Consider the following 20,124-nt stretch of genomic DNA (forward strand, 5'->3'; position numbering starts at 1 on the left):
TAATTTGTTTATATTTCAGATATAAAGTGTTTAGAAGTGTCCTTCATACTAAAAGTACGTTATAAATGAAGGAGAGAGATGACATGAAAAAACAATTTAAATTTATGGCATTTGCAGTATTAAGTTCAGCAACAATTTTAGGTGCTTGTAGTAATGGTGAAAGTGAAACAAAAAAAGAAGAAGTAAAACAAGTACAAACAAGTGAAAAGACAGAAGCAGCAAGTCTAACAAAAGGACAAGAAATGGCTAATACGCTAAGCGCAACAAACTGGAAAGGAACACGTGTGTATGACGCTGAAAAAAATGACTTAACAAAAGAGAATCAAAACTTTATCGGTTTGGCTAAATACGATGCACAAACAGGAAAATATGAATTCTTTGATGCGAAAACAGGAAAAACACGTGGTGATGAAGGAACATTCTTTATTACGAACGATGGACAAAAACGTATTTTAATTTCAGATACGATGAAATACCAAGCAGTTGTCGATTTAACAGAATTAAATGATGAGATTTTCACATATAAACGTATGGGGAAAGATCAAAATGGTAAAGATGTCGAAGTATTTGTAGAACATGTCCCTTATAAAGAAAAAGAATTAGCTTTTACAAATGCACCGAAAACATTTGAAGAAACAGAAGCAGTTGAAACGAAAACAGATGGCGACAAAATTTTAAGTGAAACATTATGGTACGGTACGAAGGTGTTAGATGAAAAAGGGAATGATGTCACAAAAGCCAATCAAAACTTTTTAAGTATCGCTAAATTTGATGAACAAACGAATCAATATGAATTCTTTGACCAAAAAACAGGCAAGACACGCGGTGACTTTGGTTACTTTGATGTTATCAACAAAAATCATGTACGTGCGCATGTATCACTTGGTGAGAATAAGTACGGTGTAGCACTTGAACTTACAGAATTAAACAATCAAAAATTCACCTATAAGCGTATGGGAAAAGATGAAGCTGGTAAAGATATTACAATTTATGTAGAACATGAACCTTATAAAGGAGAATTACAACCAACATTTAGCTTCTAGTGGTGAATAGAGCTCCTTTGCACAATAAGGTGGAAAGGAGCTTTTTATAATTTATGAGTATAAAACAACGGTTTTTAGCTTCCTATTTAGGTGGGATTTTTATTGCGAGTTTATCGATTATAGCAATTCTTTGTATCATTTTTTATGTCACAACGGGTTCTGTTCCAACACCTAAAACACTGTATCAGACATTTACGAAACAGCGCTCGCTAAGTCCAGAAGAAGAAGGAGCCTATGTCGATTTACGAAAAACGGCAAAAGAAAATCCGGAAGTACTTTTGGAGTCGAATACGCAAAAACAATTACAGCGTTTTGAAAAAGAAGATGTTGGTATTGTAATTAGTCGCGAAGATCAGATTGTTTATTATTCAAAAGGACTTGTGAAAAAATCATTAGTTGTCCATTTTCCAAAGTTCGATCAGAATAATATCGAAACAAAAGGAACGATTGATAACAGCGGAAATTTATACCGTTATATTAAGTTTGATTTTTATTATCCTAACGAAGAAAAAGGGAGCGTTCTTGTTCTAAAGAAAGAAAATAGTTTTCTAGAGTTCTTAACGAAGTGGGGCATTGTGATTATTGGCTTGATTACGCTCATTGCAGTGATTTTCGTCTGGTTACTGAATCGAATTTTACAAAAAACAATTGTCCAACCACTCGCTAATTTAGGTGAATCTATGACAGATATGCGCGGTGGACATCTTGTTTCAGCGCCGCCACCGTTACCAAAAGATACTGCAATTGAAGTTCAACGACTGCACCAGAACTTTGAGCAAATGCGTGATGCATTGAATCAGTCTTTAGAAGAACAACGTAATCTAGAAAAGAATCGAAAGGATTTAATTGCGAGTATCTCACATGATTTAAAAACACCGATTACATCGATTATTGGCTATGTTCAAGGCTTACAAGAAGGGATTGCAGAAACACCTGAAAAGCAAGCACGTTATTTACAGACGATTTATACAAAATCTGTGGCTTTAAATGAGTTAATTGAACAGCTCTTTTTATATTCAAAATATGATGCGGAAGCAATTCCTTTCCATTTAGAGCGAATTGAATTAACATCCTTTTTACAACACATTGTGGAGGAGTTTCAGTGGAGTCATGCAGATGTTCACTGTCAGTTTGAATCGCTTAAAACGTATGAGGTACAGCTTGATCGTTTACAAATGAATCGCGCACTCGTTAATCTGCTTGAAAATAGCGCGAAATTTAAAAAGCCCGATGAACCATTGTCTATTCAAATCACTTTAAAAGAAAAAGTGCATGAAGTTGGGATTGTTGTTCGTGATAATGGGAGTGGTATTCCAAAAGAACAGTTACCTCATGTATTCCAGCATTTTTATCGCGGTGAAAAAGCGAGAACTTCAACAGGTGGAAGTGGTTTAGGGTTAGCTATTGTTCAACAAATTATTGAGAAACATCATGGAACTGTCGAGATTGACAGTGACGGCAATAATTATACAGAGGTAATCATTTGGTTGCCAAATCAAGAAGGAGAGAATGAAGCATGACACCACATATTTTGATTATTGAAGATGATTCAAGTATTGCTGAACTTCAACGTGATTACTTAGAGAGTCATCAAATGCAAGTCACGATGATGCATAATGGATTTCAAGGTGTGCAAGAGGCATTGCAAACAGAATATGATTTAATCATTGTGGATGTCATGTTACCTTCAATGGATGGCTTTGAGATTTGTAGAAGAATTCGAGAGAAAAAAGATGTACCAATCATGATTGTATCTGCTAAAAAAGAAGAAATTGATAAGATTCGAGGATTAGGGCTTGGAATTGATGACTATATTACAAAACCTTTTAGTCCAAGTGAATTAGTAGCGCGTGTGAAAGCTCATATGAAGCGATATGAGCAGTTAAAAGGTGCAGAACAACGAGAAGACATACTAACGCTAAAAAATATTACGGTTGACCGAGCTGCAAGAAAAGTATTTGTACTGAATCAAGAAGTCACATTAACTACGAAAGAGTTCGATGTATTAGCTTTCTTCATGGAAAATCCCAATCGTGTTTGGACGAAAGAACAATTATTCCGCCAACTATGGTATATGGATGATTTAGATGGAGATGTATTTACAGTTGTTGTTCATGTAGGACGTATTCGAGATAAATTAAAAAAAGCAAACCTCTCTGAAATTCCAATCGAAACCGTTTGGGGTAGCGGTTATCGCTTTAATACAGACTAACTTTTGAGTGGAGTGAATAGATGTTGAAGAATATAATAGGTTTAACAGCAGTTACCATACTATTACTGGCTGGATGCACATCAAAAGGGGATGACAATGTGGAAAAACAGACAAAGACAGAGGTAACAGAAGAAGCAGTAGAGAAAGACTTACAACCAAAAGAAAAACAGCAAGTACAAAAAGGGGAACTTCTACAAGCTGTGGAAGAAAAAGATGTACAAAAAGTAAAAGAGATTTTGGCACGTAGCAATGCAACTATAAATGAAACAAATGATAAAAAGGAAACGCCATTACTCATTGCTACACATGAAAATGATATAGAAATCGCAAAATTATTAATTGACGCGGGTGCAGATATTAATCAGCAAGATGCGATTCAAGATAGCGCCTATTTATATGCAGGTGCACAAGGGAAAACAGAGATTTTACGTTATATGATGGAACATGCAAAACCAAATCAACAAGTACGAAATCGTTTTGGCGGAAATGCATTAATTCCAGCAGCTGAAAAAGGGCATTTAGATAATGTTCGTCTACTATTAACAGATGAACAAGTAGATATTGACCATCAAAATGATTATGGTTACACAGCATTGATTGAAGCAGTTGCCTTAACAGATGGTTCGAAAGTATATCAAGAAATTGTGCAAGAGCTTATGGACGCAGGAGTAAATCAAAATCTACGTGACCGCTATGGTAAGACAGCGTTAGATTACGCAAAAGAACAAGGGTATCGCAAAATGATTGAGATTTTAAATTAGAATAAAGGTTGGAACATAACCACCTTATATAAGTATAAGAAAAATCGGAATTGGGCTGTGGCACGATTCCGATTTTTCGTTGCGAACTTTAAAGGGAAAGTAAGATAGTTTATCTCATTCTGTCTTTTTGGTTCTATTTAAAAGTATGGTATATTTTTGGTAAGAAGAGAGGGAGGATTTATACATGAAAAAGAGTAAGTATGGACTACTATTATTTATGGTGATGGCACTCATCGCAATGTTAGCAGCATGTAGTTCAGATAAAAAAGAATCAAAAGAAGAGCTTGAAACAAATTATGCATCAGAAGTAAAAGAGAATCCGATTGTGACCATCACAATGGAAGATAATCAAAAGATTCAAATGGAGTTATATCCAAAAAAAGCACCGAATACAGTTGCGAACTTTATTTCATTAATCAAAAAAGGCACATATGACGGAACAATCTTCCATCGTGTCATTCCTGATTTCATGATTCAAGGTGGAGACCCAGATGGGAATGGTACAGGAGGTCCTGGCTATGAAATCAAAGGAGAGTTCTCTAAAAATGGTTTTGACAATGATTTAAAACATACACGTGGTGTTGTATCAATGGCACGCAGTCAAAACAATGATTCGGCAGGTTCACAGTTCTTCATCATGGTGGCAGATACACCAAGTCTAGATGGTGACTATGCGGCATTTGGTAAAGTGACATCGGGAATGGACGTTGTAGACCAAATTGTAAAAGTTGAACGTGATGGCTCGGATAAGCCGAATAAAGATCAAAAGATGAAAAAAGTCGAAGTTGATACAAAAGGCTTTGATTACCCAGAACCAGTAAAAGTAAAATAAAGATTTGAAAAATCATCCTAAGTTGTCCACAATACAATAAAGGATGATTTTTTTTGAAAAGATATCCACATGTGTATAACTTATACTAGTTGAAAAGATATCCACAAAGAGAGGATGATGAGGATGAAGGGGATTTTAATTGGAGCAGGTGTTGTTGGAGAGAGAATACTTCAACAAGCAGCTAACTCCACCAGTGTAGAGATTGTAGCAATGTACGACGCGAATACAGAGCGGTTACAAGAAATGTCAGCGCGTTATAACGTTCAAACAACTTCTTCATTAGAAGAACTATTAGAAATAGAGGCTGAATTCGCTTATATTGGCACACCACCTATTAGCCATATGTTTTTGACAGAAGGTTGTGCAAAAAGAGGATTACATGTTATTTGTGAAAAACCGCTTGCTCACAATGAAGAAGAAGGAAAAAGAATGGTGGAAATTGCTAAAGAATATGGTGTTAAAACAGCTATGCATTTTCCAATGATATACGGGGAAGAATTTTTATATGTAGAAAAAGCAATACAGCAACAGGAACTCGGTGATGTTATTCAGGTTGAGTTATCAACTTATTTTCCACAGTGGCCACGCCCATGGCAAGAAAATAATTGGATTCGCACGCGTGAACAGGGTGGTTTTATTCGTGAAATTTTCCCACACTATCTTCAGATGACAGAACGACTTTTTGGTGAGGGATCACTTCAATCTCATCAAACAAATTATCCGCAGAATCCAGAGCTTTGTGAACAGAGTGTTTGTGCACTTGCACAACTTCCGGGAAATATTCCGTTTGTTTTACAAGGAGCGCATGGTGTCGCAGAACAAGAGCAAATAATCTATCGTATTCATGGTACGAAAAAGACAATGACCATTCGAAATTGGGCAGAATTATGGGTTAGTACACCTAACCAACCAGAACAACGACTAACATTACAAAAATCTAACATTTCTTTTTTAGATGAGGTTTCTCTCTACTTTCAGGGTAAAGGTTCAAACTACGTTTCATTTGAAGAAGGCGCATCTGTCCAACATATAATTGATTCTTTATTAAAATAGGAGTGAGAATATGAAAAAGTTGTATATGAAGCAAAAAGTACTTAGCTTAAACAGTAAATTTACGGTGAAAAATGAAGCTGAAGAAGATGTGTATCGTGTAGAAGGTAGTTTTTTACGTATTCCTAAAAAATTCTCTATTATAAATCGGCAGCAACAAGAGGTAGCGCTTGTAACTAAGAAAGTATTTAGTTTTTTACCACGTTTTTTCGTAGAAGTAGAAGGACAAGAAGTACTAACCATCAAAAAGGAATTTTCATTTTTTAAAGCGAAATATAGTATTGAGGGTCACGGAATTGAAGTGAATGGAAATTGGTGGGATATGAATTTCGAAGTCTATCAAAATCGAACGTGTATCGGTTCGGTTAGACAAAAGTGGTTTAGTTGGGGCGATAGTTATGAGATTGAAGTTTTAGATGAGGCGATGGAGATTATACTTGTAGCGATTGTTGTAGCAATTGATTGCGTAAAAGCAGATGATCGTGCAGCAGCAGCATCTACATCTGTATAGTTCAAATTACAAAATGATGTGATATCGTTATTTCGTTATTTAAAGGGGTAAGAGAGTCATACCTAATTAAATAATGAAAAGGTGTGGATGAAATTATGAAAACTTTACACATGGGTGGTAACACATATGCGATTAAGGAATTTTTTATTCGAGATGAACAAGATGAAGTAGCTTATACAATTGAGGGTGGATTTTTACATCTACCAAGAGAATTCAAAGTTCTTGACCGAGATGGACAACAAGTAGCTAAAATCACGAAAAAAACATTTAGTTTATTACCACGCTTTTTTGTAGAAGTAGAAGGACAAGATGTACTCACAATTAAAAAAGAACGCTCTTTTTTAAAGGCGCATTACACAATTGAGGGCGCTAATATCGAAGTACAAGGAAACTGGATGGATATGCAATTTGAAGTGTTATGTAAAGGAGAGCATATTGGACGCGTCAAAGAACATTTTGTAAAAGGGCGCCGTCGATATTTCATTGAAATTGAAGATGAATCGAAAGAGTTAATTCTTGTGGCGATTGTTATTGCAGTGGATTGTGTACGTGTGGATCACCGATTAGAAGAAGATTTAACACATCTATAAAAAGATTTCGTTTCACTTTCATACGCTGTATCATAGAGAGAGAATAAACGTATAGGAGAGAAGTGAAATGGAATTAGAACGTATTCGACAGCAATTGCGTAAACCACAGCCGCTTTTTATTGGTGAAGAACAAGCCTTCCGTTCTGCTGTTATTATTCCGTTGATTCAAAAAGAAGATGGGTGGCATATATTATTTGAAGTGCGTTCTGTCACAATGCGTAAGCAGCCGGGAGATATTAGTTTCCCAGGTGGAAAAATTGATGATACAGATGCTTCTATAAAGGATGCCGCGATTCGAGAAACTGAAGAAGAGTTAGGTGTTCGAAGAGAAGATATTCAAATCTTACAAGAGCTAAGTCCTCTTATCATGTCGCCTTCTTTTGTCGTCTATCCTGTTGTTGCAGTAATTCCGGATGAGTCACATTATAGATTGAATCCAGATGAGGTAGGTTCAACTTTTACGATACCAGTAGATTGGCTATTAAGTCATGAAGCTTACCGTCATTATGTTCCGGTCAAACTTCAGCCAAAAGATGATTTTCCATATGATAAAATTGCGCGTGGACGAGATTATAAATGGCGTTCTCGCGATATGGAAGAATGGTTTTATGAGTATGAGGGGCATACGGTATGGGGCTTAACAGCACGTATATTACGCTATGTGATTGAACAATTGAAAAAAGACGCATAAAAAAACAGGCGACGCATATCGAGCGAAGCCTGTTTTTCATTATGGTCGGAACATCGGTATTTTCTTAAGTATAGCAACTACTGGAATCGCTACAAGTAGACCTATACTGTTTTGTAGTAAGTTACCTGGAATCGATGTAGCTGGTGCAACCCAATTACCGAATAGGATACCCTCACATAAATAGTAACCTGCTAACATAACGGGTATAGAAGCTAAAATACCGACAATATTAAATGGAATACTACGACCTTTACGACCACCATAGAAGGCGATAGAGCCAACAATATAGGCTTGTAATCCACGTGTTACGAATGTGAACGGAGCCCATAATGTCCAGTTTGAGAATAAATCGAATAGACTCATACCTATGGCACCGACAATCATCCCTTTTTTCGGTCCGAATAATAGCGTTACAATGAATAACATCGCTGTACCTAAGTGGACGAGTCCACCATTAATTGAGATTGGTAAACGAATGTTTAAAAATAATGTTGCAACAAAAACAAGTGCAATACACATCGCTGTAATAATTAAGTCATATGTATGAGAGCGCGGACGAGCGTTTGTATTCGATAATGTTTTTTGCATAGTAACCACCCCTTTGGTTCAATTTGTACTCTTACATTAGCAAACACACTGACTGTTTAAAAGTGCCAGAATTAATATATTTAAAGTGGTCAGAAAATTTATAAAATGGTAGTTTGTCATAAATTTGATTTATTCGATAAATTGTCATTTAATACGAGCTGAATTGCTTCATATCTACCGATAAATACGCTATAGTATGAAAATAATCTGAACGAAAAGAGGCGTTTACAATGGCGAAATTGTCATTAGAAAATATTGAGTTAATGTTAGAGGATGCAAAGGATATGTTATCTGTTCTAGAAGCACCTGGTGAAATTGACGAAGGCACAAAAGAATTAATTGAACTAACAAAAGAGCAAATTGCTGAATTGGAAGAAATGAGAAAAGAACTAATCGAAAAGTAGTGATATTCCTTGTTTAATTACCTATAGGGGTATATGATATAGGTATAAACAAATGAGGAGGATATATTCAATGAAGGTATTAGTTGTTGGTGGCGTAGCAGGCGGAGCTTCTACAGCTGCTCGTATTCGTAGATTAGACGAACAAGCAGAGGTAATCATGTTTGAAAAAGGGCCACATGTTTCTTTTTCAAATTGCTCTTTACCGTTTTACTTAAGTGGAATTGTTCCAACAAGTGAAAAATTAATTATGATGAGTCCTGAAAAATTTAAAAAACAATATAATTTAGATGCACGTGTGAATCAAGAAGTGATTGCGATTCATAGGGACCGCAAAACAATTGAAGTGAAACATGTTGTTACAGGTGAAGTCTATGAAGAAGCATATGATATTTTACTATTATCACCGGGTGCAAAACCGATGTTACCTCCTATTGAAGGAATCCATTCTTCGCATGTATTTACGATTCGAAATGTAGCAGATATTGAGAGATTACAAACCTATATTCAGATGAATGGTGTACAGGATATTGCGGTTATTGGCGGTGGCTTTATTGGTGTTGAAGTAGCAGAAAATTTACGTGAAGCGAAAAAGTCAGTGACATTAATTCAGCGTGGTGCACAAATTATGGATCCGTATGATGAAGATATGGTGCAAATCATGCAAAAAGAATTACTCGATCATGGCGTGAATTTAGAATTGCGTGCAGCGGTTGAAAAAATTGAAACAGCGCATGTGTTACTTGCAAACGGTAAAAAGATTGCAGCAGAGGTAGTTGTAGTTGCAGCAGGTGCGAAACCGGAAACCGATTTAGCGATACAAGCGGGGTTAGATTTAGGGATAACAGGTGGTATTAAAGTAAATACGAATTATCAAACGAATGATCCTTCGATTTATGCTGTAGGCGATGCAATTGAAGTATACGATCAAATTCTACGTCGTCCAACACGTCTTGCTTTAGCTGGTCCAGCACAAAAACAAGCACGTGCAGCCGCAGACCATATGTATGGTATTACAAACCGCCAACGTGGTGTAATTGGTTCATCGAGTATTCAAGTTTTTGATTACAATTGTGCAGCGACAGGTATTAATGAACGCACAGCTAAAATGGCTGGTATCGAAGTGGACTCTGTTTACGTGATTGCACCAGATAAAGTGGGATTAATGCCTTCAAGTAATCCACTTCATTTTAAATTAGTTTATGAAGTGCCAACAGGCAAAATTTTAGGTGCACAAGCGATTGGTAAAGGAAATGCAGATAAAAGAATTGATGTTATTGCTACGATGATTACGATGGGCGGTACGATTGAGGATTTAAAAGATTTAGAACTATCTTATTCACCAATGTATAGTACAGCAAAAGATGTTGTAAATATGGCAGCTCTTGTTGCAACGAATGTATTGTATGGGCGTTTTAAACAAGTTCATGTATCGGAAGTACGTGATTTATATGAACAAGGTGCTTTCTTTTTAGATGTACGTGAAAAAAATGAGTTTGAAAATGGACAGATTAAAGGAGCATTAAATGTTCCTTTAAGTGAGCTACGTGAACGTATGAATGAAATTCCAAAAGACCGACCAATCTATGTTCATTGTCGTTCAGCACAGCGTAGCTATAATGCCGTGATGGCACTTCAAAACAGCGGATTTACGCAAGTTTATAATGTATCCGGCTCATTCTTGGGAATCTGTTTGTATGAATATGTACAAGATACATTACAACAGCGAGAACCGATTGTAACAGCATATAATTTTAAGTAATGAATAAACAGGCTGGGATATAAGTATAAAAATACTATCTCATATGAGCATAAGAAAAACTGGAATCGCGCTGTGGCACGGTTCCAGTTTTGCGTTACGAACACTAAAAAAGGAAAGTGAAGTATTTTGTTCCAACCTGTTTTGTTATGTTTTAGAATCCACCCTTTTATTTCATTTTTGGAAATTCATGATAAGATAGAAAGAATAGTCTTATCGTTTTAAAAAGAAAATAAGATAGATAAAGAGGTGGATGAAGATGGATATTTTACAGCGTAATAATGTCAACGTGGTTGGAGATGGCGACCAGACAATCATTTGTGCACATGGTTTTGGTTGTGAACAAAGCATGTGGCAATATATCACACCTGCATTTGCAGAAAAATATCGCTTAGTTTTATTTGATTATGTAGGTGCGGGAGGTTCTGATTTACAGGCCTATCATAAGGAAAAATATAGTACATTACATGGTTACAAACAAGATATTATCGACATTATGGATGAGATGAATTTAGAAAAAGTCATCTTTTTAGGGCATTCGATCAGTTCGATGATTGGTATGCTTGTAGCAATCGAGCGACCAGAACTATTTGAGAAAATGATTATGATTGGACCTTCGCCATGTTATTTGAATAAAGAAGATTTTAATGGTGGTTTTGAAGAAAGTGATGTCCGTGAACTGTTAGAGATGATGGAGATGAACTTTTCAGGATGGGCGAGTTATATGGCACCTGTTGGAATGGGAGAAGAAGCCGCGCCTCAATTAACAGAAGATCTTGAAAAAGTTTTTGTTTCAACAAATCCTAAAATCGCACGTGAGTTTGCGGAAGTCACATTCTTTTCAGATTATCGCGAACAATTACCACAATTACAAACGAATACATTAATTTTACAATGCGCAGAAGATAGTATTGTTCCAAAACATGTAGGTGATTATCTACATCAGTCAATTGAAAATAGTCAATTAGTTGTGATGAATGCAAAAGGGCACTATCCACATATTAGTCATACTTCAGAAACAGCTGCGATTATTGCAGACTTCATTGAGAGTGACTTGGCAATATGATGAATCGTTTTGAACATTCTCCATGCGGTTATATGCAGCTAAGTTTAGATGGTGAAATTTTAAATCTAAATGAGACAATGGCGAAATGGTTGAAGATGGATAAGCAACAACTACTTCATCAATCCATTGAAAAAGTATTATCGAAAGTAAGTATGATGATGTTCTATTCTTATTTTTATCCAAAAATCTCAATTCAAGGGCATGTTGAAGAGATGCTGCTGACATTAAAAACAGCTGAAGGTACAAGTGATTCATATGTATTAAATGCTAAAAAATTCGAAGAAGAAACACCTATAATTGATTGCGTGTTTATGCGAATTAATCGTCGAGTCGATCATGAAAAAGAATTGAGAAATGTACAGTATGCTCTACAAGATGCATTAAAACAAAATCAAATTGCAGTAGAGGCATTAGAAAAAATTAACCAGCAAATTGAAGAGCAAAAAGTAAAATTAGAACAGATGAATTTGGAGTTGTCACAAATATCTCATGTGGATGCTTTAACAGGTGCTTATAATCGACGTTATCTAAATGAACGTATGGAAGAGATTATGCAAGAGAAGGTGCTATTATCTGTGATTATGGTAGATATTGATCACTTTAAAAAGGTAAACGACACATATGGACATTTAACAGGTGATGTTGTCTTAACAAAGTTATCGAAGTGCTTAAGTAATACATTAGGTGATAAAGGGATTGTAACGCGCTATGGTGGAGAAGAGTTTGCGTTATTATTACCTTTAATTAATGCAGATGAAGCACTAGAAATTGCACAGTTTTTAAATCGTGAAGTAGGAAACCAAGAATTTGAAGTTGTAGACCATATTACAATTAGTTTAGGTGTATCAACACGAACAGAAGATGATACGATTACAACACTATTTAAAAGAGCAGATGATGCGCTATACTATGTTAAAAATAATGGGCGCAATCAGGCAGTTCATGCAAATCAATTATGATAAAATGAAGCTATGTTAGAAAAGGAAGTGTATGTATGACATTCGAAGAAGTATTACCAAAACTGAAAAATGGCGAAAAAGTAATTCGTGACGGTTGGAGCGGTCCAGAACTATATGTAAAATTAGTAGGGGCTTCTCAATTCAATGGAGAAAACTTAAATCCATATTTTTTAATTAATGTAGAAGGCGAAGGTTACACGATGTTCCAACCGACAGTGTGTGACATTTTAGCCGAAGATTGGTCAATTGTAGAATAACAATAAGCTGCGCTCTAATTTTAGAGCCAGCTTCTTTTCATATGGAGGAATATAGATGAATTTTAATCAAAAAGTAGTTTTTGTAACAGGTGCAAATTTAGGAATCGGAGCTGCACAAGTAGCTTTATTTTTAGAAAAAGGCGCTTATGTATATGGTTTTGACTTAGAAGATACACAGATGAAACAGATGAAAAGCTTATTTCCAAAACAGTTTGCCTATAGCGTAGGCGATGTATCGAATAAGTTTCATGTGAAACAATCTGTGAAACATGCGCTCGAAACATTTCATACGATTCATATTTTACTAAATACTGCAGGTGTATTAGATGGTTATGCAAAAACCTTAGATACAGATGAAGAGCTTTGGGATCGAATTATGAATACGAATGTCAAAGGAACGTATTTCGTAACGAATGAAGTATTGCCGATTATGTTAGAGCAGAAAAAAGGTGCCATCATCAATATGGCTTCCATTGCAGGGCTTGTAGCTGGCGGAGGAGGAGCAGCTTATACTGCTTCAAAACATGCGATTGTCGGTTACACGAAACAAGTAGACCAAGATTATTGTCGAGAAGGGATTCGCGTCAATGCGATTGCACCAGGAGCCATTCATACGCCAATGAATGCAGCTGATTTTGAAGGAGATGGTGAAATGGCAAAATGGGTAGCAGAACAGACACCAGCTGGAAGATGGGCAAAGCCAGAAGAAGTAGCGAGTCTAACAAGTTATCTTGCAAGCGATGACGCCGATTATATTCACGGCACAGTTATTCCAATTGATGGGGGCTGGATAGCCAAATAAGAATTTGTTATAATAATTCGGTAAGCAAAATGCTTACACTACGGCACTTCAGATTGGGTGAAAACTCGCTTCCTTTGGTCGTAGTTATTACTGGACTACTTAAATAGTAGTACCACAAAGGAGAAGAAAAATGAATAATACGTCGATTACAAAAAGCTCAACAAGTATTTCTGAGCTGTCGAAAACAGCACTGGTTGCCTCATTATATGTGGTCGTAACCGTTTTTTTAGCTGTCATTAGTTTTGGTGCCATCCAATTACGTTTATCGGAGATGCTAAATTATTTAGCTTTGTATCATAAGCGTTATGTTATAGGTGTCACAGTAGGTGTAATCATCGCTAATTTTGCCTCACCCACTTGGTTCTTAGATGTACCGATTGGTGGAGTTGCGACATTTGTTGTGTTAATGATTTGTCGCTATGCAACGCGAAATATGCAAAATATGAAATTAAAAATGGTTATTACGGCACTTATTTTCGCTGCCTCTATGTTTACTGTAGCATTGCAATTATATGTATTAGCAGATTTACCATTCTGGGAAACATGGTTGTTTGTTGGAATTGGTGAGTTATTATCAATGACAGTAGGCGGAATTACCATTTATTTAATTAGTAAACGAATTAATTTATATAAATAATGAATTGATTAAATTACGTGCATAATCTGTGCGTAATTTTTTATTACAATAAATAGGTTTTATGGTCTAATAAAATGTAAAAAAATGTATTATAAAATATAAAAAAGACTTATTGTTCATTGTCTTAAGTAATGTAGATAATAAATAAAATAGCAGTGGATTATATGATAATAAAGAAATCTTTTTATTATTAATTTGCTATAATAAAAAAATCATTAAAAGTGAAGGAGGAAGTGAGAGGTGGTTAAACGAAAAAGCAGTATCCGCTTAAAAGTAACTTTAGGCTATATCGTGATTATCGTTTGTGTTTTACTATCATCTATTCTCATTTTAGAGAAAGTCACTGTTTTAAACGGTAAAAGAAGTGATGTCACGAATCGCAATTTAGAAGTGCATCAAATGATTAACACAGTAGAACAATCGATTATTCAAATTGAAAAAAAGCAAAATAGTTATATTTTAACAGGAGAAAAAAGATACATAAATGAGTATGAGGAACAGCGTATAAATGTTCTTAACGATTTAGAAAATCTGAAAAATGTAGTAGCAAAACAGTCCAATGAAAAAATACTTGCATTAGATTTAGAAAAAAGTGTGAATAAGTGGATAACGCTTATCGTTGAACCTTCTCTCAAAATTAGAGAAGAAAAAAGTGAATCAGCGGCTACCATATTTTTAAAACAAAAAGTAGAAAATGCTGAAATACCTAATATAAATCGTAGTATAAATCGTTTACGTCAAGAACAAAATACAATTTTGAATGATGATACTGAAAACTTAGAGCATACAAGTGTTCAACTTATGTGGATCTTTTTCATATTAATTTTATCAATTATGTTAGTCGGTCTATTTATTTCAAATTATGTTTCAAAAAATATTATTCAAGCGATTCAAAATGTAAAAAAAACGATTCAAAATATTCGCCAAAAAGGTGGCGATTTAAAAGAACGTATTGATATTATATCGCGAGATGAAGTAAGGGATTTAACTATTGAAACAAATCAATTATTAGATCAACTTGAAGAAAAAGAATGGGTTCAAAATAATGTGAATCATATTATTTATGCATATCAAGGAGTCAATGATATCCATACATTAGCCGATGTTATCTTATCTGAAATATCGCAAGTTATTCATGCGGTACATAGCGTTTTTTATTTGCGGGAAGAACAGGATAACGATATATTGTATGTAAAAAAAGGTGCTTTTGCTGAGAATAATTTGGATATTGGGAGAGACTCATTTAAATTAGGTGAAGGATTAATCGGCCAAGTAGCAAAAGATGGGCATATGTATAAAATGGCTGTAAGTCCAGAAAATACACATGTCATTTCGACTAGTTTAATAGATACAACACCTAGGATGCTATTATTAATGCCTGTCTATTTTAACCGTCAAGTAATTGCAATTTTAGAGTTTGCAACGCTTGATACTTTTGAAGAAAAGCATATTCAACTATTAAATAAAGTAAATGAAACACTCGGAATATCGATTGATAGTGTAAAACACATGATGCATATTGAGTCGCTATTATCAGATTCTAATCGCTTAACAGAGGAATTGCAGGTTCAATCTGAAGAATTGCAAACACAATCTGAAGAATTGCAAACACAGTCTGAGGAGTTACAAGCACAGACGAATGAATTATCGACAATGAATGATAGTTTAGCAATTCGTACAAAAGAAGCGGAAGCAAGAACGCGTGAGTTAGCACTTGCAAATCGAGATATCGAGACACAGGCGAGGGAAATTGCTCAGGGTGCAAAATATAAATCGGAATTTTTAGCGAATATGTCACATGAGTTAAGAACGCCACTTAATAGTATCTTATTGTTATCAGAAATGCTGACAGACCAAGAAAATAGTCATTTATCAGATGAAGAAAAAGAGTTTGCGAAAGTCATTCATTCTTCAGGACAGGACTTATTAGAGCTTATTAATGATATTTTAGATTTATCTAAAATTGAAACGGGTAAAGTGAATATTGAGTTTTCTGATGTAAATATTAGTGAGTTACCAACAATTTTAAAAGCAAATTTTGCGCATTTTGCTAAACAAAAAGATTTAACTTATCATATTGAAATCTTAGGAGAAATACCAAAACTATTCTTTACAGATGAATTAAGATTGCGTCAAATATTGAAAAACTTTTTATCTAATGCCTTTAAGTTTACAGAACAAGGGAAAGTAGAAGTTCGTATTCAAAGCGCGGCGTTAATTACAGAAGAAATGCAGAAAGTAAGCGACGATTGGCTTGAGATTGCTGTTGAGGATACAGGCATTGGTATTCCGAAAGAAAAACATAGTATTATTTTTGAATCGTTCCACCAAGTAGACGGTGCAACAGTACGTAAATATGGTGGTACAGGTTTAGGGTTGGCTATTTCAAAAGAATACGCTAAATTATTAGGTGGATTTATTCAAGTAGAATCTGAAGAAGGTATTGGAAGTACGTTCACACTGTATTTACCTAATATGAGGCAATGCCAAGAGAATATAGAGGCTATGCAAGGGAGCTTGGCAGTTCAACCCGAAGAAAAAGTGAATATCTTTCAAGGTAAAAAAATCTTAATGATTGATGATGACCGACGTAACATATATTCCATGCGAACACTTTTAGAAAGTAAAGGGGCGATTGTTACATCAGGAGAAAGTGGATTAGAATGCTTACAAAAATTACAATACAATACTGATTATGATGCCGTATTAATGGATATTATGATGCCAGGGATGAATGGATATGAAGTAATTCAAATCATACGAGAACAAATGAACTTAGACTTACCAATTATAGCTGTAACAGCGAAAGCAATGGAAATTGATCGCGATCAGTGTATGAAGGTAGGTGCATCTGATTATATTAGTAAGCCTCTTAATATGGAACAGTTACTAAGTATCCTACGTGTCTGGCTGACTAAAGAGGTGAAGGTCAAGTGATTCATGAACGCGAAACAATTGAAGTAGAATTGTTGCTCCAAGCCATTCATCAATTAACAGGCTATGATTTCAGAGATTATAGTCGACCATCTATTATGAGAAGAATTCATCATCGAATGAAAATGAATCAAATGGATTCCGTTTCGATTTTACAAAATGAAGTTTTTACGAACAAAGAAATGCTTCATCAATTATTACAGGACTTTTCAATTAATGTGACAGAAATGTTCCGCAATCCTTTATTTTTTAAATATATTCGTGAAGAAATTCTACCAATATTTAAAGAATTATCTGAGATTCGAATTTGGCATGCAGGTTGTTCCACAGGAGAAGAAGCTTTTTCGATGGCTATTTTATTAAAAGAAGCAGGACTCCTAGAGAAATCTAAAATTTATGCGACAGATATGAATGAAGAAGTATTAAAGATTGCAAAAGAAGGTAAAATTCCTTTAAGTAAGATGAAAAACTATACGAAAAACTATCAATTGTCTGGTGGAAAGCAATCCTTTTCACAATACTATACGACAGATGAAGAATATGCTTATCTACAAGAAGATTTAGTAAAATCAATTAGTTTTATGCAACATAATCTAGTGACAGATCAATCATTTAATGAATTTCATAAGATTCTCTGTCGAAATGTATTGATTTACTTTAATATAGGTTTACAAAATAAAGTGCAAAAAATCTTCTTTGATAGTTTAAGTGCAGGTGGTATTTTAGGTTTGGGGCATCGAGAAACGCTTCAGTTTACAGATGTCTGCAAATTTTATGAAACAAAATCAATTGAACATCAAATTTATAAAAAGAAAGAGATACGTTATGATGAGTAAACCATCATAATGTATCTCTTTTTTTATCCTTGAATTAAAATCACACACATATCATCTGTTTGATTAAGTTGTTGATCAGGTGGAAGTAGTTCATCTATTACGGTATTTGGACAAATCCAATGGTGTGAACAATGCGCTTTAATTTTTTCTTCCGCAACATATTCATCTGCATGAATTGCTTCTAATACACCGTCTGTAAATAACACAATTTGAAAATCATTTTCATAATGAACTTTATCTTTAATAGCACATAACTTATCAAAAAAACCAACAGCCATTGTGTTAGATGATAGTGGTTGAACTGTTTTTTCATCTAATGTAAGGTAACCTGCTGGATGACCTGCGTTAATGTATTCAATCGTTTTATCTTTTGTATCAATTACTAAGTAAATTCCTGTAAAATAGTAAGGTATACCATTATCAGTTTCACTATGTAAAATCGACATATAGCGGTTTAGTTCGGTCATAACAGCTACTGGCTCAACAATATTGTTAATTGTTTCACGGAGAACAGAAGATATATACATACAAATAAGTGAAGATGAAATCCCATGCCCCATCATATCAAGTAAGATAATCGCGTAACGATTTTCGTCTAGTCGATACCAATAATATAAATCCCCTGAAAGGTTGGAAGAAGGGCAATAAGATACATCGATTTTTAATTGTTCATTCTCGAAGGGTGTACTTAATAAATTCTGTTGTACTTTGGAAGCAAGGTTTAATTCAATTTGAATTTTTTTATCATGTTCTGTATGCCAATCTAATTCTTTTTTAAGTCGTAATGCTACGCGAATACGCGCGAGTAATTCAGTTTTGTTAAGTGGTTTTGAAATATAGTCACTGCCACCTATATCCAGTGCTTCGACTAATTTCTTTTTATCTTCTAATGCGGTAACGAATATAATCTGAACATTTTTAGCGTGATTCATAGCTTTGATTTGTCTACAAGCTTCTAAGCCATCCATCTCCGGCATCATAATGTCGAGTAAAATTAAATCGACATTTTTAGCATGTGCAGGTGTACGCATATAAGTTAGTAAATCTTTTGAAGAATTAAGTGGAATACAATCTTCATATCCCGAACTTTTTAATAGTTTTTCTAATGTGAATAGATTAATTAAATTGTCATCAACTAATAAAATACTCATAGATTATACGACCTCTCACTTGAATAATACATATATTATACTAAATTTCTAAAAAATACTAAAATCATTTTTAGAACAAATTTTCTATGCGATGTTTCACATGAAACATCTTTATACAAAAAAAGTTGTTCTAAAAATAGAACAACACATAAATGCATTACCTTCTATAAATAAAAGTTAAATGTCGTCCATCTTGCTTACATTGTCGATAAGAAAAGCCTTCAATCGAATCAAATGTACATGTAGGATCTATTTGTATATTATCACTTGGTACACCTGATAATTCAAATTGTGTTTTTACAACGAGTTGGTTATCAATATGATATTTGGAAGTACCTTCATTAAAATAGATAAAATCATTCGCATAGCCTAAAGCTTTAAAACGAATATATACATCTTCGTCTACTTCGAAATGATGTTGGCTGAGTGCTGTACCAATATGAACTTGTAAATTTTCAGGGTTAAGTCGTTCTCGATTTTTCAGGAAATCCATTACACGTAAACTAATTTCTTTTACAGTACCTTGCCATCCTGAATGAATCACACCAATCAACCCAGATGTAGGGTCATAAAATGTTACAGGAACGCAATCGGCTGTAAAAGTACACAGAACCAAGTCTTTTTCAAATGTGTATAAAGCATCTGTGTTTGGAATGGCAGTATCTGCATCTGTAGAACCACGACCTAAATCATCTCTTGTTACTTTATATAAGTTAGCACTATGTGTTTGGTTTGCGCAAATTAGTTGCTCTAATTCCACTCCTAGTTCGTCAGCTAAAGCACGTCGATTATTTAGAACAGCTGTAGCTTCTTGGCAACAATGCAGGGCTAGATTATAGGCTTCTGGTTCAGTTTCATCTTTTAATGTAATACCTGATACGATTTCGTCATCTTGACGAATATATTGGATTTTCATGCAATCACCTCTTTTAAATTACTGTATGATATTTAAGTCCGAAAATCAAAAGACAGGGGTTTAGACTATTTATACTCTACCCCAATTTATAAAAAAGAGGCTAGGGATTTCCCTAGCCTCTCATAAAT

21 protein-coding genes are annotated in these 20,124 nt (G+C 34.7%); 18 read left to right on the forward strand and 3 right to left on the reverse strand.

Annotation, left to right across the window (positions count from 1 at the left end):
* The first annotated feature begins 83 nt into the window (after positions 1-83).
* The 9 genes from ACKVQX_RS12470 (at position 84) to ACKVQX_RS12510 (ending at position 7,690) form a co-directional block, all read left to right on the forward strand.
* Positions 84-1,043: a DUF4822 domain-containing protein gene (locus ACKVQX_RS12470; protein ID WP_336663960.1), complete on the forward strand. Its 960-nt coding sequence runs from the start codon at positions 84-86 to the stop codon at positions 1,041-1,043.
* Positions 1,044-1,096: 53 nt separating this feature from the next.
* Positions 1,097-2,563, forward strand: coding sequence for a HAMP domain-containing sensor histidine kinase (locus ACKVQX_RS12475; RefSeq protein WP_087682020.1), 1,467 nt, complete (start codon positions 1,097-1,099; stop codon positions 2,561-2,563).
* Entirely contained in the window at positions 2,560-3,255 is a 696-nt protein-coding gene (locus ACKVQX_RS12480) for a response regulator transcription factor (protein ID WP_087682019.1), read from the forward strand. The genes ACKVQX_RS12475 and ACKVQX_RS12480 overlap by 4 nt, the downstream gene beginning before the upstream one ends.
* A gap of 20 nt (positions 3,256-3,275) precedes the next feature.
* A complete protein-coding gene (locus tag ACKVQX_RS12485; protein WP_409136377.1) occupies positions 3,276-4,016 on the forward strand; it encodes an ankyrin repeat domain-containing protein in 741 nt (246 codons plus the stop codon).
* A 184-nt stretch (positions 4,017-4,200) separates the two neighbouring features.
* Positions 4,201-4,848, forward strand: coding sequence for a peptidylprolyl isomerase (locus tag ACKVQX_RS12490; RefSeq protein ID WP_087682017.1), 648 nt, complete (start codon positions 4,201-4,203; stop codon positions 4,846-4,848).
* Between the two features lie 123 nt (positions 4,849-4,971).
* Positions 4,972-5,901 carry a Gfo/Idh/MocA family protein gene (locus ACKVQX_RS12495; RefSeq protein ID WP_240626027.1) on the forward strand — a complete coding sequence of 310 codons (930 nt, stop codon included), beginning with the start codon at positions 4,972-4,974 and terminating at the stop codon, positions 5,899-5,901.
* Between the two features lie 10 nt (positions 5,902-5,911).
* Positions 5,912-6,409, forward strand: a complete 498-nt coding sequence (locus ACKVQX_RS12500) for an LURP-one-related/scramblase family protein (protein ID WP_087682015.1) — start codon at positions 5,912-5,914, stop codon at positions 6,407-6,409.
* 95 nt (positions 6,410-6,504) lie between these two features.
* Positions 6,505-6,999, forward strand: coding sequence for an LURP-one-related/scramblase family protein (locus tag ACKVQX_RS12505; RefSeq protein WP_121176111.1), 495 nt, complete (start codon positions 6,505-6,507; stop codon positions 6,997-6,999).
* A 67-nt stretch (positions 7,000-7,066) separates the two neighbouring features.
* Positions 7,067-7,690, forward strand: a complete 624-nt coding sequence (locus tag ACKVQX_RS12510) for a CoA pyrophosphatase (RefSeq protein ID WP_285215644.1) — start codon at positions 7,067-7,069, stop codon at positions 7,688-7,690.
* Positions 7,691-7,729: 39 nt separating this feature from the next.
* Here ACKVQX_RS12510 and ACKVQX_RS12515 read toward each other — a convergent pair whose 3' ends face one another.
* Entirely contained in the window at positions 7,730-8,278 is a 549-nt protein-coding gene (locus ACKVQX_RS12515; RefSeq protein WP_068457043.1) for an ECF transporter S component, read from the reverse strand.
* Between the two features lie 230 nt (positions 8,279-8,508).
* Between ACKVQX_RS12515 and ACKVQX_RS12520 the strand changes: the two genes are divergently transcribed.
* The 9 genes from ACKVQX_RS12520 to ACKVQX_RS12560 all read left to right on the forward strand — a co-directional run bounded on the left by ACKVQX_RS12520 (position 8,509) and on the right by ACKVQX_RS12560 (position 17,929).
* Positions 8,509-8,682 (forward strand): hypothetical protein, encoded by a 174-nt coding sequence (locus tag ACKVQX_RS12520; protein ID WP_156422387.1) that lies wholly within the window; start codon positions 8,509-8,511, stop codon positions 8,680-8,682.
* A gap of 70 nt (positions 8,683-8,752) precedes the next feature.
* Positions 8,753-10,441, forward strand: a complete 1,689-nt coding sequence (locus ACKVQX_RS12525; RefSeq protein ID WP_409136378.1) for an FAD-dependent oxidoreductase — start codon at positions 8,753-8,755, stop codon at positions 10,439-10,441.
* A 250-nt stretch (positions 10,442-10,691) separates the two neighbouring features.
* Positions 10,692-11,504 carry an alpha/beta fold hydrolase gene (locus ACKVQX_RS12530; RefSeq protein WP_409136379.1) on the forward strand — a complete coding sequence of 271 codons (813 nt, stop codon included), beginning with the start codon at positions 10,692-10,694 and terminating at the stop codon, positions 11,502-11,504.
* On the forward strand, positions 11,501-12,463 hold the full coding sequence (locus tag ACKVQX_RS12535) for a diguanylate cyclase (RefSeq protein WP_087682010.1): 963 nt from the start codon (positions 11,501-11,503) through the stop codon (positions 12,461-12,463). Before ACKVQX_RS12530 ends, ACKVQX_RS12535 begins: the two co-directional genes overlap by 4 nt.
* A 35-nt stretch (positions 12,464-12,498) precedes the next feature.
* On the forward strand, positions 12,499-12,720 hold the full coding sequence (locus ACKVQX_RS12540; RefSeq protein ID WP_087682009.1) for a DUF2829 domain-containing protein: 222 nt from the start codon (positions 12,499-12,501) through the stop codon (positions 12,718-12,720).
* Positions 12,721-12,775: 55 nt separating this feature from the next.
* The gene (locus ACKVQX_RS12545) at positions 12,776-13,522 is read left to right on the forward strand and encodes a 3-oxoacyl-ACP reductase (protein WP_409136380.1); all 747 of its coding nucleotides are present in this window, start codon (positions 12,776-12,778) and stop codon (positions 13,520-13,522) included.
* 130 nt (positions 13,523-13,652) lie between these two features.
* Positions 13,653-14,159: a QueT transporter family protein gene (locus ACKVQX_RS12550; RefSeq protein WP_068457058.1), complete on the forward strand. Its 507-nt coding sequence runs from the start codon at positions 13,653-13,655 to the stop codon at positions 14,157-14,159.
* 240 nt (positions 14,160-14,399) lie between these two features.
* Positions 14,400-17,096 carry an ATP-binding protein gene (locus ACKVQX_RS12555; RefSeq protein ID WP_068457063.1) on the forward strand — a complete coding sequence of 899 codons (2,697 nt, stop codon included), beginning with the start codon at positions 14,400-14,402 and terminating at the stop codon, positions 17,094-17,096.
* On the forward strand, positions 17,093-17,929 hold the full coding sequence (locus ACKVQX_RS12560; RefSeq protein ID WP_409136381.1) for a CheR family methyltransferase: 837 nt from the start codon (positions 17,093-17,095) through the stop codon (positions 17,927-17,929). The genes ACKVQX_RS12555 and ACKVQX_RS12560 overlap by 4 nt, the downstream gene beginning before the upstream one ends.
* 23 nt (positions 17,930-17,952) lie before the next feature.
* On the opposite strand, the gene ACKVQX_RS12565 is transcribed toward ACKVQX_RS12560, so the two are convergent.
* A complete protein-coding gene (locus tag ACKVQX_RS12565) occupies positions 17,953-19,080 on the reverse strand; it encodes a SpoIIE family protein phosphatase (protein ID WP_409136382.1) in 1,128 nt (375 codons plus the stop codon).
* A gap of 157 nt (positions 19,081-19,237) precedes the next feature.
* On the reverse strand, positions 19,238-19,996 hold the full coding sequence (gene pgeF, locus ACKVQX_RS12570; RefSeq protein WP_068457074.1) for a peptidoglycan editing factor PgeF: 759 nt from the start codon (positions 19,994-19,996) through the stop codon (positions 19,238-19,240).
* Positions 19,997-20,124: the final 128 nt, after the last annotated feature.

Origin of the sequence: Kurthia sp. ISK08 (assembly GCF_046159805.1) — a bacterium.
Classification (GTDB): Bacteria; Bacillota; Bacilli; order Bacillales_A; family Planococcaceae; genus Kurthia; species Kurthia gibsonii.

What these genes read in the sequence shown, in the direction of transcription:
- pgeF (WP_068457074.1), bottom strand. Translation starts at nt 19,996, where the DNA reads ATGAAAATCCAATATATTCGTCAAGATGACGAAATCGTATCAGGTATT.
- ACKVQX_RS12510 (WP_285215644.1), top strand. Translation starts at nt 7,067, where the DNA reads ATGGAATTAGAACGTATTCGACAGCAATTGCGTAAACCACAGCCGCTT.
- ACKVQX_RS12520 (WP_156422387.1), top strand. Translation starts at nt 8,509, where the DNA reads ATGGCGAAATTGTCATTAGAAAATATTGAGTTAATGTTAGAGGATGCA.
- ACKVQX_RS12475 (WP_087682020.1), top strand. Translation starts at nt 1,097, where the DNA reads ATGAGTATAAAACAACGGTTTTTAGCTTCCTATTTAGGTGGGATTTTT.
- ACKVQX_RS12545 (WP_409136380.1), top strand. Translation starts at nt 12,776, where the DNA reads ATGAATTTTAATCAAAAAGTAGTTTTTGTAACAGGTGCAAATTTAGGA.
- ACKVQX_RS12485 (WP_409136377.1), top strand. Translation starts at nt 3,276, where the DNA reads ATGTTGAAGAATATAATAGGTTTAACAGCAGTTACCATACTATTACTG.
- ACKVQX_RS12515 (WP_068457043.1), bottom strand. Translation starts at nt 8,278, where the DNA reads ATGCAAAAAACATTATCGAATACAAACGCTCGTCCGCGCTCTCATACA.
- ACKVQX_RS12505 (WP_121176111.1), top strand. Translation starts at nt 6,505, where the DNA reads ATGAAAACTTTACACATGGGTGGTAACACATATGCGATTAAGGAATTT.
- ACKVQX_RS12495 (WP_240626027.1), top strand. Translation starts at nt 4,972, where the DNA reads ATGAAGGGGATTTTAATTGGAGCAGGTGTTGTTGGAGAGAGAATACTT.
- ACKVQX_RS12500 (WP_087682015.1), top strand. Translation starts at nt 5,912, where the DNA reads ATGAAAAAGTTGTATATGAAGCAAAAAGTACTTAGCTTAAACAGTAAA.
- ACKVQX_RS12490 (WP_087682017.1), top strand. Translation starts at nt 4,201, where the DNA reads ATGAAAAAGAGTAAGTATGGACTACTATTATTTATGGTGATGGCACTC.
- ACKVQX_RS12525 (WP_409136378.1), top strand. Translation starts at nt 8,753, where the DNA reads ATGAAGGTATTAGTTGTTGGTGGCGTAGCAGGCGGAGCTTCTACAGCT.
- ACKVQX_RS12530 (WP_409136379.1), top strand. Translation starts at nt 10,692, where the DNA reads ATGAAGATGGATATTTTACAGCGTAATAATGTCAACGTGGTTGGAGAT.
- ACKVQX_RS12480 (WP_087682019.1), top strand. Translation starts at nt 2,560, where the DNA reads ATGACACCACATATTTTGATTATTGAAGATGATTCAAGTATTGCTGAA.
- ACKVQX_RS12565 (WP_409136382.1), bottom strand. Translation starts at nt 19,080, where the DNA reads ATGAGTATTTTATTAGTTGATGACAATTTAATTAATCTATTCACATTA.
- ACKVQX_RS12535 (WP_087682010.1), top strand. Translation starts at nt 11,501, where the DNA reads ATGATGAATCGTTTTGAACATTCTCCATGCGGTTATATGCAGCTAAGT.
- ACKVQX_RS12540 (WP_087682009.1), top strand. Translation starts at nt 12,499, where the DNA reads ATGACATTCGAAGAAGTATTACCAAAACTGAAAAATGGCGAAAAAGTA.
- ACKVQX_RS12470 (WP_336663960.1), top strand. Translation starts at nt 84, where the DNA reads ATGAAAAAACAATTTAAATTTATGGCATTTGCAGTATTAAGTTCAGCA.
- ACKVQX_RS12550 (WP_068457058.1), top strand. Translation starts at nt 13,653, where the DNA reads ATGAATAATACGTCGATTACAAAAAGCTCAACAAGTATTTCTGAGCTG.